This window comes from Psychrobacter sp. ANT206 (genome assembly GCF_056880555.1).
On the sequence record NZ_CP096271.1, the window covers coordinates 1,231,043 to 1,247,562 of the forward strand.

The window sequence follows — 16,520 nt, forward strand, 5'->3', positions numbered from 1 at the left end:
GGAATAGGGTCAGTCGCTTAAAAGTATTAAATGGTGATTGATTTTGGTTTTTTTGATGTGGCAATGGATACATTAGCATTTATAGTAATAGAACATCTTACAAGATATCGCTGTTTTTTAAAGCAGTCATTGAGCGCAATTTTGTATCATGGGCGATTATGCATTAGAAAACAAAAGTTTATTAATATTAATTATAAAACGATAATAGTAGAACAGTTAAAGAAGAATAACAGCTCAATATAGGCGTAGATAGTATAAGATGACGCACATTGGCGCAATCTGCAACTATTCAATAAGCAGCCTGCATGATAAAATAGACGGTTCACATGTCAAAAACGGATAAACCCTTGTATGTCAGACTCCACTAAAGCTTCTTTATCCTCTGCTAACATGGGTAATATTCATATTGATCCGACAGGCTTTGTAAAGCTTGGCGCACAATTACCGACATTGGCGAATATCTTAGCGCAAGCAATAGACGAGTTGGGTCTAACATTGAGTATCCAGCAGCAGCGCAGCTTATTATTGTATTTAGACCAGCTTTTATTATGGAATAAAGCGTATAATCTGACCGCGATTACTGATCCGGTAGAAGCACTTATCAAACATGTCATCGATTGTTTGGCTATTATAACCCATTTACCCTCGGGGTCGCTGCTCGATATTGGTACGGGTGCCGGTTTGCCGGCAGTGATTATTGCTATTTGTCAGCCTGAGCGCTCATGTACAGCGCTTGATAGCAATCAGAAAAAAATCCGCTTTATTAAGCAAGTGAGCAGTGAGCTTGGTTTGAGTAATATGCAGCCTATCGCATCGCGTATTGAAGCGCACGAGGCAAGCTATGATGTAGTTACTTCTCGAGCATTTGCCAGTTTGATAGATTTTGTTGCAGTTGCCGAGCCGCGATTGGCAGATAATGGCTATCTATGTGCGATGAAAGGCAAAGCGCCAAGTGAAGAAGAGTTAGACGCTTTAAGTAACGATTGGCAGTTTAAAACCATTAAATTAAACGTGCCACGTTTACATGATAGTCGTCATTTGATTGAATTGTCTTATAAAAATGTCTAAGCTATGAGCACAGCATTTACCATGAAACTATCTTTTTTATGGTAAATGCTGTGCTCATGTTTATGTTTTTAACGAAAGCGCGTGTTAATAAAATTAGTAACAGATCCTAATTAAATTGAGTGAGTGTATGGAAATCATAGCGATTGCGAATCAAAAAGGCGGCGTGGGTAAGACCACAACGGCGGTAAATTTGACCGCCAGCTTGGCTGCCAAACGCAAGCACGTACTGCTCATTGACTTAGACCCACAGGGTAATGCGACCAGTGGTACGGGTGTCGATAAGAATGAGTTGGCACTGACGATAGCAGATGTGCTCCTTGATGGGGTGGCTTTATCTGACGCTATTGTTGGCAGTCCGGCAGGATTCGATGTCATCGGTGCCAATCGTGATTTGGCGGGTATGGACATCACTTTGATGAGCAAAACCAACAGCCATGAGTTATTTAAGACGGCAATGGCAGATTTAGTTGAAGCTCAAAAAGCGGCACAAAAACTTGCCTATGATTATGTGATTATAGATTGCGCGCCCAGTTTAAATTTATTGACAATTAATGCGTTGGTGGCGACTGATAGCGTTATTATTCCGATGCAATGCGAGTATTATGCACTAGAAGGCTTGGCGGATTTGTCTCAAACGATAGAGCGTTTAACAGAGTTAAACCCTAAGTTATATATTCGCGGTGTGGTCAGAACGCTATTTGATGCACGCAATACGCTCGCCCGTGATGTGTCTGCTGAGCTGGAAGCGCACTTTGGTGAGATCATGTATCAAACCATCATTCCAAGAAATATCCGTTTGGCTGAAGCGCCTGCGCATGGTCTACCGGTCATTGCTTATGAGAGATGGTCAAAGGGCGCACGTGCTTATCAGAAATTGGCCGCTGAAGTCATGAAACAAAGTCGATAGTTATGTGGTTATAAGAGAAAATGATCGATTATAAAAAATAATGGATCACTGGAGTAATCAGCCAGATAACAAAATTGTGCACATCGTATTTATTATTGAATTTAAAACATTTGGCTTTTATTTGAGCGTTAGAGGATAGGTAATCATGGCGAAGAAAAGAGGGTTGGCTGCCAATCGAGGTTTAGACGCCTTATTAGGGTCAATCAAAAAAGAAAAGCAAATCACCGCCTCTGCCTTGCAAGACGATATAGCTGTGCGCGAGCAGGCTTTACCAGCTGATCCAATAGAGACAAAAGCGACGGTTAAAACTGCCGCTAATGCAAAATCTACTGCCGCTTCCGAGCCAAAAGATGCCAATCAACGTAAAGCTCGTACACCGCGCACAATAAATAAAAATACTGCCAATGGCAATCGTGTGAACGTGAGTGAAAATAACGGATCTGAAGACCAAATCAGTTTGGTGCAAATCGATGTTAGCCTTTTGCAAGCTGGTAAGTATCAACCGCGTCGCGACATGAGTGAAACGGCACTGGCAGAATTGGCATCTTCTATCGAACAGCATGGTGTTATGCAGCCTATTGTTATTCGTCCATTACTCGCTACAGAAGATAAAAGCGAAGCTTTTGTTACGCACGAGATCATCGCCGGCGAACGCCGCTGGCGTGCGGCGAAAATGGCAGGCAAGTCAGTCATTCCAGCGATTGAGCGTGCTTTGTCAGATGAGCTTGCGATTGCCCTCGCATTAATTGAAAATATCCAGCGTGAAGATCTATCCGTGATTGAGCAAGCAGCAGCATTACAGCGTTTTCATACTGAATTTGGTATGAGCCATGCTATGATTGCTGAAGTCGTGGGTAAAGCACGTACGACCGTATCAAACCTTCTGCGCTTAAACCAGTTGCACGACACGGTCAAAGATCATCTAGCTACTAGCGCCTTAGATATGGGTCATGCGCGCACACTTTTAGCGTTATCATCTGAGCAGCAGCCTATCATTGCTCAAAAGATTATCGATGGTGGGATGACCGTACGCGAAGCTGAAAAGCTTGTTAAATCTATTTTGCATCCAGCGCCAAAAGCCAGTCGCACTGAACAAGTGCAATCTCGTGATGTTGAGCGTTTGACGCAAAGATTGACCGATATGCTTGGGGCTGAAGTGAAGCTTAAGCATAAAAAAGACGGGCAGGGTAGTGTTGAGATATTCTTCCACAGTCAAGATCAATTAGCCGCTTTAATTAAGCATATGGAAGCACAGGCTTAAAATATTGAATGCATTTTTCATGCTTATTTAAATAATCTTGATGACCGCTATTTTTATCAAAATATAAAAGAGAGTTGATATGTGGGAGTTGGTAAAAGCGGGTGGTTGGCTGATGACACCTATTGTATTGTGCTCTATTTTAGCATTAGTGATTATTATTGAGCGTAGCCATACCTTACAGTTTAACAAGGTTGCCCCAAATAGATTGCGTGAGCAGCTGATTACTCGCCTTCGTGAAAATGGTGACATTGGTCGTACGCAGCTGATGAATGTCAAAGAAAAGACTGCGCTAGGTGATATCTTAGCAACGGGTTTGCTCTATCGTCAATACGGCTTAGAGTCGATGACGATGCATATGCAAAATCGTGCAAGCGTACAAGTCCATCAATTAGAAAAAAACATCAATATGCTTGGTACTATCGGAGCGATTGCCCCTTTACTTGGCCTGTTGGGTACAGTACTGGGTATTATCTCATCGTTCTTAGCGATTACTGATGGTGCGATGCAAGACCCAACGATGCTTGCTGCAGGGGTGTCGCAAGCTCTGATTACGACTGCGGCTGGCATGATAGTTGCCATCCCAGCGTTGGTAGCCTATCGCTATTTTCAGCGCCGTATCATCGATATCAATGCGCAATTTGAAACCCAAGCAGGATTGATGGTTCAAGAGTTATACGATTATCAACTGTTAGAAAACACCCATATTACTAATACATCTAAGCAAGTTACTCATGCTGCAGTAGATGCTAGCATAAGAGATCAGCACTCAATCAACGGATTTGGTTTAGATAAAACGGCAACGGCTACTCTATAGTTGTATGTTTAGCAGCGCCATAATGGCATTGTGAAAACGCTATATTGGTCAGATTAGTATCGAATATCACGACTATTGAAGAGAGTGACATGCGCTTTAGAAAACCAACCGTTGAGCCGCTTGAAATTAATCTGACCCCGATGATTGATTGTTTATTATTTTTAATCGTGTTTTTGCTACTAGCAACCTCGTTCAATCACTTTAGCCGCTTAAATATTATTTTGCCTGAAGCGGAAGGGGTGGCACTGACCGACGATAAAAACAGTATTGAGGTAGCCGTGCAAGAAGATGGCAGCTATTTGGTCAATGGTATTACCCTTGCCAGCAGCAATGAAGCTGAACTCACCAGTATGTTGCAGCAAGAGGCGGGCAGTAATCGTGATATGCTATTTGTGATTGCCGCTGATGCCAATGCCACACATCAATCAGTGGTAAGAGTGATGGATATCGCTGGCAAATTGGGCTTTTTAAATATAAACATTAGTACCGTTGTACCACTTGGTCAAGCGTTACCGCAATAAATCTGAATAAGCTTGGCTTATAGCGTGTTCTCAGTATTAAGCACCATCACTCTTTTTTATGGCTATATACATCATTGCAAGTTACTGCTTTATTAGTGCCATTCACTCTCGTTCTTATACCTATATTGAGGCTTTTATGAGCCAAGCTTACCAACCTGACTCTACAAAAACTTCTGCTAAAACACCAGTAGCACCAACAGTGGCGACGTTAAATCCGCCTAAACGCAAGACGCTCATGCGTTTACTGGCTTATTTAAAACCATACTGGTGGGCAATATTGCTCACTATTATCGGTTTTGCTATTAATGCCGCCACCGAGATTTGGATTGCTAAACTCTTGCAATACATCACCGATGCTATCAATCAGAACGATCAAAGTAAGCAGGATTTATTTCCGTTTATTATTGTGATGCTGTTCTTTGTGCGCGGTGTGGGTAGCTTTTTAGGTAATTACTATACGGCATTGGTGTCACGAAATTTGGTCTATGAGCTGCGCGTAGAGGTGTTTAATAAGTTACTGCGTTTGCCAAGCTCATTCTATTTGGCCAATCCGGCAGGGACGATTTCGTCTAAGCTTATTTTTGATGTTGAGCAGGTGACCGCTGCCAGTACCGACTCAATGAAAACGTTATTACGTGACGGTCTGACCGTGGTTGCCTTGATGGGCTTTTTGCTTTATAGCAACTGGCGTTTGACGCTGATTTTATTCGTTGTGCTGCCACCGATTTTATGGCTTATCCGGGTTGCCTCAAAGCGTTATTTGAAGCTTTCCAAAGGTATTCAAGAAACGATGGGTGATGTCAGTCATATCACCAATGAAGTCATCAATGGTTATCAGGTGGTCAAGAATTATGGTGGACAAGTATACGAGTCTAAGCGCTTTGATGTGACGTCTAAGAAAAACCTACGCCAAGGCATGAAGGTTGTTGTGACCAATAGTATCAATACCCCAGCGGTACAGTTATTGATGGCAATGGCAATGGCAGTCGTGGTTTGGCTAGCGCTACGCCCTGCGGTGATAGACGATATCTCAGCAGGTCAGTTTATCTCTTATATCGCAGCAGCAGGTCTCTTAAGTAAGCCAGTACGCTCATTGACGGATGTCAATCAACAACTGCAGAGAGGGCTGGCGGCTGGTGAATCGATATTTGCTTTACTAGATGAGCCGGAAGAAGCAGATACTGGTGTGCTTAGTCCTGCCTTGGCAGGTGAGATTAAACTGGATAATGTCAGCTTGGTTTATCCAGATTCAACCGTGGCACTACACGACTTTAATTTGGATATACGTGCAGGCGAGACAGTAGCGCTCGTTGGACGTAGTGGCGCGGGTAAATCATCTTTAGTCAATTTACTCACACGTACATTAACCACTTCTTCAGGGCAGATTACGCTAGACGGTATGCACATTGAAGACATTAAGCTTGAAAGCTTACGTGCCCAGATTGCGATGGTCAATCAGCAAGTGGTACTGTTTAATACCACTGTATTTAATAATATTGCTTATGGAAGTTTGGCTCATAAAACTCCAGCTGAAGTTGAGCAAGCAGCAAAAGATGCCTTTGCTCATGATTTTATTATGCAAATGCCAAATGGCTATCAAAGTGAAATCGGTGCTGAAGGTTTACAACTCTCTGGCGGTCAGCGTCAGCGTCTATCGATTGCACGTGCTCTGCTAAAAGATGCGCCAATTTTGATATTGGATGAAGCTACTAGTGCTTTAGATAATGAGTCAGAATATTATATACAAAAAGCGCTCGATAATATTATGAAGAATCGCACGACATTGGTTATTGCGCATCGATTGACTACAATTGAGTCCGCCGACCGTATTGCTGTACTAGATGGTGGTCAGATTGTTGAGCTTGGCACCCATGCTGAGCTGATGCAGTTACATGGTCATTATGCGCAGATGTATGCGCGTGATTTTGAATAATTATGAATATTGAAACGATAATAACGCGTGCATGGCAACGCAAAGCAGCTTGGCTTTGGCTACTGTTGCCAGTGAGTTGGCTGTATGCACTGTTGATGGTACTACGCCGCCAAGCTTATAAAGTAGGTGTTTTTTCCAGTTACCGTGCGCCTATTCCAGTCATGGTCATCGGTAATATCACGGTGGGTGGTAGCGGAAAGACACCATTAATTATTGCTTTGGTTCGATATTTGCAGCAGCAAGGCATTAAAGTAGGGGTTATCAGTCGCGGTTATGGCGGTGATAGTAGCCAAATGCCAGCATTGGTTAATACAGAGAGCGTCCCTAATGTCGTCGGTGATGAGCCATGTCTCATCGTTAATACGACAGGGACAGCCATGGCCGTATCTCCTAACCGTCAGCAAGCGATTGGTATTTTGCTAGAGGCTTATCCAGATCTACAGCTTATTATAGCTGATGATGGTTTGCAGCACTATGCGCTGCAACGTAATATCGAATGGGTTGTCGTAGATGCGGCGCGAGGGTTTGGGAATAAACAGTTGCTACCGACAGGATTTTTACGCGAACCCATTTCACGATTAAAGGGTGCAAATGTCATTTATCATCACAAGCCAGACGCATCATCGATATACAATAAATCTGATCATAATACCCTTCTAACTGAGCATTTAACGATGCATTTACAACCAGATGATTTAGAACTGTTGTGGTCATCTAATAATCAGATAGATAATTTAGCCGTAGTAGCCATGGCACCTGAGAAAGGCAGTCAGGTACATGCGGTGAGCGGCATTGGGTATCCTCAGCGTTTTTTTGATACTTTAAATGCGCTTGGTTTTGAAGTGATTCCGCATCCTTATCCTGACCATTATGATTTTAGTCTGGATGAACTGTTGCAGTATACTGGCCATCCTATTATCGTGACCAGTAAAGATGCTGTGAAAATAAGAACTTTGATAATGCAAGCAATTATTAATCAAGCGCTGAGTGATGAGTATAAAGAGCTGGTCAGCAGATTATGGGTATTGCCAGTGACCGCAGTATTGTCAAACAGTTGTTACGAGAGTTTACAACAGCAATTGCAAACCTTGGACATCGATATAAGCATGAGAAAGCAATAATATAGCGTTTATCATATAAAGATTTAAAAGGTTTTATAGGAACAGATTATGTCATCAGCCCTTATGCCCGTCAAAACTCATATCGTCATTCCTGCACGTTTAAAAAGTACGCGTCTACCTAACAAGCCATTATCAACCATTCATGGCAAGCCCATGATAATTTGGGTGGCTGAAAAGGCACGATTGGCGGATTTTGCCGATGATATGTGTATTGCAACCGATGATGAATCGATTGCAAAAATTTGTCTAGATGCAGGTTTTGATGTGGTGATGACAAGCAGTGAACATGCTTCAGGTACGGACCGTTTGGCTGAAGTAGCTGCCATCAAAGGCTGGGCTGCCCATGATATAGTGGTTAATATGCAAGGTGACGAACCACTAGTGCCGCCATTGTTGTTAGAGCAAGTTAAAACATTGTTGGTGCAAGATGCAGAGAGCGTCATGGCAACTTTGTGTGAGCCAATTGAAGACTTTGATACTTTTATGCGCCCATCCGTCGTTAAAGTGGTCAGTCAGAAGTCCAATGACCAACAACGAGCGCTTTATTTTAGTCGTGCGCCGATTCCTTGTAATCGTGATGTGGTATTAACTGTTGAGAATAGTAAACAGCCGCCAGAAAATGCTTATCGTCATTTGGGTTTATATGCATATCGCGTCAGTTTGCTACAGCAATTTGTTCACTGGTCACAAACGCCGCTTGAAATACTAGAAAGCTTAGAGCAATTACGTGTGTTGGAAAATGGTGGACATATCGCCATTGCTAAAGCCGCCTGCTTATTACCTGCAGGTGTCGATACGCAAGAAGATTTGGATCGTTTAAATGCCATGAGTTTGACAGATTTCCAAGATTATTAATGCAGAATAGCCTAAGCAATAAAAATATAGTTTCTATTAAAATAGTTTTAATTAAATTTTATAACGTTACTTTTATTCCACGTTACTTTTAGAAATTATGCTCTAACACAGATTTTTAATTGAGAAATATTAAGTGAGTGCCATGAGTGAGCTGACAAATATGACAGATGATATATATTTTGCGCCACTATTGCCATGGCAAGAAGGACTTTGGTCGCAGCTGACAATGCGGGTACTAGCGCCGCAGCAGTCTTTACCTCATGCGCTGTTGGCGGCTGGCATGCAAGGCATGGGCAAGCGCGCTTTTGTATGGCGATTGGTGGCATGGTTATTATGCCGCGCGCGTGATGCGCATCCACTCGGTGCTTGTGGTCATTGTGAGAGCTGTCAATGGCTCAGATCAGGTACGCATCCAAGCTTACAAGTGTTACCGCTGGTTAGCCTGCCAGTCAATGCTGATAGCAACGCTCAAAAAGAAGCGACCAGCAGCACGGCTAAAGACAAAAAATCTACCAAAGCAACTAGTAACGCAGCGCTAAAAATAAAAGTCGATGATATTCGTGCCTTGCAGCCTTTTATTTATCAAGGCGGGCAGGGCATGCGTATTTGCGTATTAGATCATGCTGAGAAAATGACCATTGCCGCCGCCAATGCGCTACTTAAAACCTTGGAAGAACCCCAAGCCCAAGTCCATTTATTTCTGATTAGTGATGCCCCTGCACAGTTGCTCCCAACGATTAAAAGCCGCGTTCAGCAATTGGCATTACAGACGATTGACCCTGTTATCGCAGTGGATTATGTGACCAAAGCATTGGGTAGCAATATCCATCGTGAAGCGGTTGGTACAGATGCCATTGAGCAGCTTATCCAGTTAGCAAATGGTGCGCCTTTAGCAGCTGTGGCACTGGCTCAAGCGCCATGGTATAGCAAGCGCGCACTATGGCTGACAACATGGCAGGCATTACGTAGCGGTAAGCGCAGTAGCGTGGCGGCAAGTGACTATTGGCAAACCCAGCTTGGTATTGTCGAATTTATCCAGCTGTCTGAACTCATGATAATCGATATCCGCCGTGTTGGTTTGGGCTTTGAAGCGCAGCAAAAAGACATTAATTTTTTAATCAATTTAAATGATTGTCAACCTATTGATAGTAGGTTAGAGGTGTTTGCGCATAGCTTACAACAGACAAAAATTGCGCTGCAACAAAACGTGCAAGAAAAATTCGCCTATGATAAGCTGATGCAAGATTTGGCTTGCTTGTAATAGACAACAAGGCTTAAAGATGCTCTCACATATCAGTGCATGCCATTAAATTTATTATCAGTATTTATACTCTAATACTATACAAGATAACCCTGTGTGAAAAAATACTGTAAACCTCATGGATAAAGGGAGCTGACTATGGCAATGCCAGGACGTGGTGGGATTTTAACCTGTCATATTGAAAACATAGATATGCTATATGCAAGCTATCTGTCCTTTGTTACCAATGGGGCATTGTTCGTGCCGTCTGATCGAGCTCAAAAACTGGGTGACGAAGTTTTTATTGCTGTTACTTTGCCCAATTCTAGCGAGCGTTTGCCTATGAATGGCAAGGTAGTTTGGATTAATTCTAAAGCTCAAAGTGGTCGACCAGTAGGTTTTGCAGTCCAAATGGGCACGGACATTACGGGATTAAGAATAAAGAACGAAGTTGAGCGTCTATTGGCAGGTAAGATCGACAGTTTGCAGGCTACTTATACTATGTAGTTTTAATATTTATCAGCAATTATAATAACTGCATAAAAAAAGCCTTATAACTCTTTATAAGGCTTTTTTTATGAGCAATATTTTCTGGATAGTGTGAATGCTAATAATTAATAGCGCGGCGGCACATACATATCATCAGGAATAGGCTCGCGATAATATTCATCATCACGCTTACGATCAGGTAGCTCCACCTCATCGCGTGGCACTTCTTTATACGGAATTTGCTCAAGTAAATGGGCAATACAATTGAGCCTTGCACGTTTTTTATTATTGCCCTCAACCACCCACCAAGGCGCTTCAGGAATGTGCGTACGCTCAAACATCGTCTCTTTTGCTTTTGTATAATCTTCCCAGCGTCGCCGTGACTGCAAATCCATCGCTGACAGCTTCCACTGTTTCAGCGGGTCATGAATTCGGCTCATAAATCGAGAATGCTGTTCATCATCAGTAATTGAAAACCAATATTTTACCAAACGTATGCCCGAACGTACCAGCATACGCTCAAACTCTGGCACCGATTGAAAAAACTCTTCGTACTGCGCATCCGTACAAAACCCCATGACACGCTCGACGCCCACGCGGTTATACCAGCTACGATCGAATAAGACAATCTCGCCTGCAGCAGGTAAATGCGCCACATAACGCTGAAAATACCACTGTGATTGTTCACGTTCAGTAGGTGCGGGTAGCGCAGCCACTCGACAAACACGGGGGTTTAATCGTTGGGTGATACGTTTAATCGCCCCACCTTTACCCGCAGAATCACGTCCTTCGAATATCACCACAATGCGCTCACCGCGATCAACGACCCAATCTTGCAGTTTAATCAGCTCACGTTGTAAACGTACCAGCTCTTGAAAGTAGGTACGCCGATCTAACCGCTCTTGCTCACTCATCTCGCGACCATCAAACCGGAAATCGCGTACATAATCGTCTATTTCATTCTCAAGCTCTTCATCATAACTGTCAATTAAGTCTTGGTGCATCTTGCGTTTTAGCTCATCGTTCAAAAGATCTTTATCCATACGCTCTATGAATGTCACTTGCTCAGGTGTAGTTAATTTACTGCGTTCTTGCTCGGTTAAAGATGTCGGGTCAATTATTAAGGGTTTTTTACCCATGATGCGCTCCTGATAAATATTTTTATTATGCTGTTACTATCTTATAGCCCATTGAATCCAAAAGTACTTCGATATAAGTGTCGTTTTTACAAATATCTTTATTCTGTTTTATACCCATCTTTACTTTAGCATAGCACGCTCAATTCTATGAGTAGAGTAAGCTTCATTATTGTGTTAATAAAGTAGCCAATATTTATTTAGATAAAAAAATACCCTCTAATCTATTGATTAGAGGGTATTTTTAAAACTGCATCAGTCTTACACGTTGTATTTACATATCACTATTTTTCTAAGATACAAGTCACACCTTGACCGCCAGCGGCGCAAATAGAGATAAGCGCACGACCTGAGCCTTTTTGATCTAATAGTTTGGCAGCAGTGGCTAGGATACGACCACCGGTTGCAGCAAATGGATGACCTGCAGCAAGTGATGAGCCGTTGACGTTTAGCTTACTACGATCGATAGAGCCTAATGGCGCGTCAAGACCTAGACGCTCTTCACAGAACTTCTCGTCTTCCCATGCAGCAAGCGTTGATAATACTTGTGAAGCAAAAGCTTCATGGATTTCATAAAAATCGAAATCTTGTAGCGTCAAACCAGCACGCTCAAGCATACGCGGTACGGCATAGGCCGGTGCCATGAGCAAGCCTTCTGTATCACCAGATTTACCGATGAAATCAACAGCCGCTGTTTCTTGATGGACGATATAAGCCAATGGTTTTAGACCATGTGCTGCCGCCCACTCATCAGTACCCAATAGGATACAAGATGCACCATCAGTCAATGGGGTAGAGTTAGCAGCGGTCATGGTTGGCTTGGCATTCTTCTTACCAAAAACAGGCTTGAGCTTAGCTAGCTTCTCTAAAGTGGTATCTGGACGCAAGTTGTTATCGCGGGTCAGACCTTTATATGGGGTAATTAAATCATCAAAGAAACCTTCGTCATAAGCGCGTGCTAGGTTTTGATGACTATTGAAGGCAAGCTCATCTTGCGCTTCACGGCTGATGTTCCATTCAAGCGTAGTGATCGCTTGATGGTCGCCCATGGATAAACCAGTACGTGGCTCACCATTTTGCGGCGTATCAAGTAAATCTTTCGGGTTTAGACCCATCAATGCTTTTAGGCGTTGTTTATTGTCTTTAGCTGCGCCCAATTTAATCAATACTTTACGTAAGCCATCGCCGACTGCGATAGGCGCATCAGAAGTAGTATCAACACCGCCAGTAATAGCTGAATCGATGATACCAAGCGCGATTTTATTGGCAGAAGCAAACGTCGCTTGCAAGCCAGTACCACAAGCTTGAGAGATATCATACGTTGGGGTATGTGGGTTAAGTGCAGTATTTAATGTCGCTTCACGAGTCAAGTTGATATCGCGGCTCAGTTTCATAACTGCACCAGCAACGACTTCACCGATTTTTTCATCTTGTAAGTTAAAACGCTCGACCAAACCATCTAACGCAGCAGTGAGCATATCCGTGTTGCTAACATCAGCATATGAGCCGTTTGAGCGAGCAAATGGGATACGGTTGCCACCTAGGATAGCCACACGGTTCTGACCTGAGCTAAGCTTAGTCGTACTTGCTTTTTTAGCCACAGTATTTGTTTTCTTAGCAGGAGTCGCGTCAGCCTTTTTAGATGCTTCTTTTTTATCACTGTTACTTTTTGCCGTACTTTCTTTAGCTGCGTTATCATCTTTCGTAGCAGTGGTTTTACTATCTTTTGCTACGGTTTCTTTTTTAGCGCTATCAGCTTTTGGTTCTGCTGCTTTGGCATCTGTTTTTTTAGCATCAGTGATGTCTGATTTTACAGCAGTATCGGTGCTCTTAGCATCACTGGCTTTTACTACGGTGGTCTCAACAACAGGACTATCTGGGTGATTGCTTTTGTTACTCATAATATTATCCTTAAAAAATATGGGTAGAAATAGAAAAGGGAAGTTATCAAAAAAATATTTAAATAATAGAAGTCTTTATTCTAAAAACACCTAAAATACTTTAGATACGTATTACCATTTATTGCGATATATATTACACATTATTGTCATACAGCATAAGACGCTTTTTATAACCTTACTGTATATCTTTAGCAAACGATGTGACGCTTAACCGTGGATATTGCAGTGTTTACAAGGATAAATATAAGGTTTATAAACTGGCTAGTACTAATTAAAAGCATTGCATAATCGTAGGTTTGATAATATATTGTTATCGATAAATGGATTTGCTATAACTTATAGGTCTTAGTTTAGCACAAACTAAAATCCTTTAACGGCAGAAAAATAGACCATCTTGTATACTGGCTTGTCTACATATTGCTATGGACATTAGTGGTTTTTGGACTTATTCGGTATGAATGTGTATAGTTAAGACCGTTTCTAACCTATTTAATAAGTACTTATTATTTATAAATGATGATATTAATGCCGCTTTATACAGGTGTTTTTTATAATCAATGCACTTTAATAGCGCGCATTTCATCATAGATACATTTTATTCTTGTTTACTATTATTTTATTCATCAATTAAAGGATTATATTATGTCAGACCGTTATGGTGATTTTGTTCAATCGTCTATTGGTAAAAAGGTCGCAAAGAATTTAGGCTTACCGATGCCAGTAGATCTTGACCGTTTTGATAGTGGTCAACCTTTGGTACGTGGCAGCGTGCTGGTTGGTCGTGCTAATGGTGGCGATAACGCAGTTAGTGCATCAGTGGCTCGTATTTTGTCAGAGCTGCATACGGAAATCTTTGTAAATAGTGGTGATGACGTAAAAGATACCCTGTCGGATGCAGGCGTCAAAGCCAAAGCCAATACTGGCAGTGATGATAAGTTTAAAGTCTTATTGTTTGATGCCAGCAATATTAGTAATGCTGAAGAGCTCAAACAAGTGTACGAGTTCTTTCATAGCGTTGCGCGCCGTGTCGAAAAATCAGGTCGAGTGATCGTCATTGGTCGTCCACCAGAAGCGTTGACTGATATCGAAGCCGCATTGGCGCAGCGTGCCCTTGAAGGTTTTGTAAAATCAGTTGGTAAAGAGTTCAAACGTGGTATTACTGCACAGCTTATCTATGTTGAAGCAGGCGCAGAGCAGAATTTAGACTCAACGCTACGTTTTTTTACGTCAGCGCGTTCAGCTTATGTGTCAGGACAAGTCGTACGTGTCAGTAATGGTTCCAATATCGATGTCGATTGGAATCAACCACTAGGTGGCAAAACCATGCTTGTCACTGGCGCAAGTCGCGGTATTGGTGAAGCAATTGCCCGTGTATTGGCTCGTGAAGGCGCGCATGTGATTTGTTTAGACGTACCACAGCAGCAAGCTGACTTACAGAAAGTGGCAAGTGAAATTAGTGGTTCGGCTTTGACAGTGGATATTACCAGTGCTGATGCTGGTAAAGAAATCGCAGAAGCTGCACAAAAACGTGGTGGTTTGGATTCAGTGATTCATAATGCTGGTATCACCCGCGATAAAACACTAGCAAATATGGATGATAAACAGTGGGATATGGTGCTCAATATCAATTTGGGCAGTATCGCTAAGCTCAACCGCTATTTACTAGATAACGATGTACTAAAAGATGCTGCACGTATCGTTTGTGTGTCTTCAATCTCAGGTATCGCTGGCAACTTGGGTCAAACCAACTATGCGACCTCAAAAGCTGGTGTCATTGGTTTAGTCAATGCAACCGCCAAGCAGCTAGAAGACAATGCAAAAGGCATGACCATCAATGCAGTTGCGCCAGGATTTATCGAAACGCAAATGACTGAAGCGATTCCATTTGCTATCCGTGAAGCAGGTCGTCGTATGAACTCGATGAGCCAAGGCGGTTTACCAGTCGATGTTGCAGAAACCATCGCATGGTTTGCCTCACCTGCTTCTGGTGGTCTAAATGGCAACGTTGTCCGCGTTTGCGGTCAAAGCTTATTAGGTGCATAATTGTTCTTATATCAGATGAAAATGCAGATGATAACGAAGGCTATGTGAGCCATGAAGTTGGTCGTTAATTATCTTTATTAAACAAGGTATTGAAGTTACTTCACATATGCTTACGAAAAAACTGCTCATAACTTGTAATAAAGCTGCCCAAGGGTGGCTTTTTTATGATAAAAACAAAGTGACAATAAGCCAAACACCGTTGCGCCTATTTTAGGATTTCATCTTATATTTTAGTCATCGAATTCATAGCATATTAAATGCCATCAAAAAACTACTTAATCCCAACTTAGGATGTATTATGTCAGACAAACATTATGATGCGTTGCCCAAAGCGCATACTACCTATGCAAATATTGTCAAAAGCCTATTGCCTATCGGTAATAATGGTAAAGTCAGCCGCGATGAGTTGCCGCAAGCGACGTATTTTGTAGATGATTTGCATATCGATCAAAGCAATCTAAATGATTATCGTAAAATTTGCGGCTTTGCAGACGATGGCAATGTGCCAGTTACGTATTTTTCGGTGCTTTCACAGGCGTTACAGATGAATATGATGGTCAAAGAGCCATTTCCATTTGCTATGCTAGGACTGGTTCACGTCGATAACAGCGTGACCCAGTATCGTGCCATTAAGCAGAGTGAAACGGTTGCTATGTCAGTGATGTTTGATAATTTGCGTGACCATGCCCAAGGTCAGCAGTTTGATTTTGTCACCACGGTAAAAGCAGCAGACGAAATCATTTGGGAAGGCACGTCGACTTATCTATCACGCAGCAAAAAACCTGCCAGCAGTAAGGACAAAAAGAGTACGCCGCGTCCAGTAGCCGTTAAGCCATCAATCAATGAAGAGGGTGTTCACAGTATTTTTGAAGTGCCAGAAGATATCGGTCGCCGTTATGCGTTTGTCTCGGGTGATTTTAACCTGATACATTTGCATCCATTATCAGCGCGTGCCTTTGGTTTTCCAAAAGCCATTGCTCATGGTATGTGGTCAAAAGCTAAGTGTTTGGCGATGATGGGCGAGCTGCCTGATGCTTGTACAGTTAAGGTGTCATTTAAGCTGCCTATTTTCTTACCATCTGAAGTAGAGCTTATCGCTGATCCACTTGCTCAGTTAGAAGGCGCAGAAGATACTTGCCAGTTTGGTTTGTTTAGTGCAAAAAATGACAAGCCGCATCTTGCTGGTGTGATTACCTTGCAGGATGAAGCGAAGTAAAATATAATTTTTATA

The 16,520-nt window shown here is 42.3% G+C and carries 14 protein-coding genes; 12 read left to right on the forward strand and 2 right to left on the reverse strand.

The features are described from left to right. The first annotated feature begins 351 nt into the window (after positions 1-351). From rsmG to M0221_RS05265, 10 genes are all read left to right on the forward strand, one after another. Complete coding sequence (gene rsmG, locus M0221_RS05220; protein ID WP_483284588.1) at positions 352-1,068, forward strand: 16S rRNA (guanine(527)-N(7))-methyltransferase RsmG; 717 nt, start codon at positions 352-354, stop codon at positions 1,066-1,068. A gap of 127 nt (positions 1,069-1,195) precedes the next feature. After that, positions 1,196-1,975 (forward strand): ParA family protein, encoded by a 780-nt coding sequence (locus tag M0221_RS05225; protein ID WP_483284589.1) that lies wholly within the window; start codon positions 1,196-1,198, stop codon positions 1,973-1,975. Positions 1,976-2,120: 145 nt separating this feature from the next. Beyond that, a complete protein-coding gene (locus tag M0221_RS05230) occupies positions 2,121-3,236 on the forward strand; it encodes a ParB/RepB/Spo0J family partition protein (protein ID WP_483284590.1) in 1,116 nt (371 codons plus the stop codon). A 79-nt stretch (positions 3,237-3,315) separates the two neighbouring features. Then, positions 3,316-4,050 (forward strand): MotA/TolQ/ExbB proton channel family protein, encoded by a 735-nt coding sequence (locus tag M0221_RS05235; RefSeq protein WP_483284591.1) that lies wholly within the window; start codon positions 3,316-3,318, stop codon positions 4,048-4,050. Positions 4,051-4,139: 89 nt separating this feature from the next. Continuing rightward, positions 4,140-4,571, forward strand: coding sequence for an ExbD/TolR family protein (locus tag M0221_RS05240; RefSeq protein ID WP_020443268.1), 432 nt, complete (start codon positions 4,140-4,142; stop codon positions 4,569-4,571). 136 nt (positions 4,572-4,707) lie between these two features. Further along, on the forward strand, positions 4,708-6,504 hold the full coding sequence (msbA, locus tag M0221_RS05245) for a lipid A export permease/ATP-binding protein MsbA (protein WP_483284592.1): 1,797 nt from the start codon (positions 4,708-4,710) through the stop codon (positions 6,502-6,504). Positions 6,505-6,506: 2 nt separating this feature from the next. Continuing rightward, complete coding sequence (gene lpxK / locus M0221_RS05250) at positions 6,507-7,625, forward strand: tetraacyldisaccharide 4'-kinase (RefSeq protein WP_483284593.1); 1,119 nt, start codon at positions 6,507-6,509, stop codon at positions 7,623-7,625. A gap of 48 nt (positions 7,626-7,673) precedes the next feature. After that, on the forward strand, positions 7,674-8,480 hold the full coding sequence (gene kdsB, locus M0221_RS05255) for a 3-deoxy-manno-octulosonate cytidylyltransferase (protein ID WP_483284594.1): 807 nt from the start codon (positions 7,674-7,676) through the stop codon (positions 8,478-8,480). 160 nt (positions 8,481-8,640) lie between these two features. Continuing rightward, positions 8,641-9,741 (forward strand): DNA polymerase III subunit delta', encoded by a 1,101-nt coding sequence (locus M0221_RS05260; RefSeq protein WP_483284595.1) that lies wholly within the window; start codon positions 8,641-8,643, stop codon positions 9,739-9,741. A 138-nt stretch (positions 9,742-9,879) separates the two neighbouring features. After that, positions 9,880-10,227 carry a PilZ domain-containing protein gene (locus M0221_RS05265; RefSeq protein WP_011513403.1) on the forward strand — a complete coding sequence of 116 codons (348 nt, stop codon included), beginning with the start codon at positions 9,880-9,882 and terminating at the stop codon, positions 10,225-10,227. Positions 10,228-10,334: 107 nt separating this feature from the next. Here the strand turns inward: M0221_RS05265 and ppk2 are convergent, their stop codons facing one another. Together ppk2 and M0221_RS05275 are read right to left on the reverse strand one after the other, a co-directional pair. Further along, positions 10,335-11,348 carry a polyphosphate kinase 2 gene (ppk2, locus tag M0221_RS05270; protein WP_011513404.1) on the reverse strand — a complete coding sequence of 338 codons (1,014 nt, stop codon included), beginning with the start codon at positions 11,346-11,348 and terminating at the stop codon, positions 10,335-10,337. A 281-nt stretch (positions 11,349-11,629) separates the two neighbouring features. After that, entirely contained in the window at positions 11,630-13,246 is a 1,617-nt protein-coding gene (locus M0221_RS05275) for an acetyl-CoA C-acetyltransferase (protein ID WP_020443274.1), read from the reverse strand. A 642-nt stretch (positions 13,247-13,888) separates the two neighbouring features. Between M0221_RS05275 and M0221_RS05280 the strand changes: the two genes are divergently transcribed. Then, positions 13,889-15,289 carry a 3-oxoacyl-ACP reductase gene (locus M0221_RS05280; protein ID WP_020443275.1) on the forward strand — a complete coding sequence of 467 codons (1,401 nt, stop codon included), beginning with the start codon at positions 13,889-13,891 and terminating at the stop codon, positions 15,287-15,289. A 298-nt stretch (positions 15,290-15,587) separates the two neighbouring features. Continuing rightward, on the forward strand, positions 15,588-16,505 hold the full coding sequence (locus M0221_RS05285; protein ID WP_020443276.1) for a MaoC family dehydratase: 918 nt from the start codon (positions 15,588-15,590) through the stop codon (positions 16,503-16,505). The last annotated feature ends 15 nt before the right edge of the window (positions 16,506-16,520 follow it).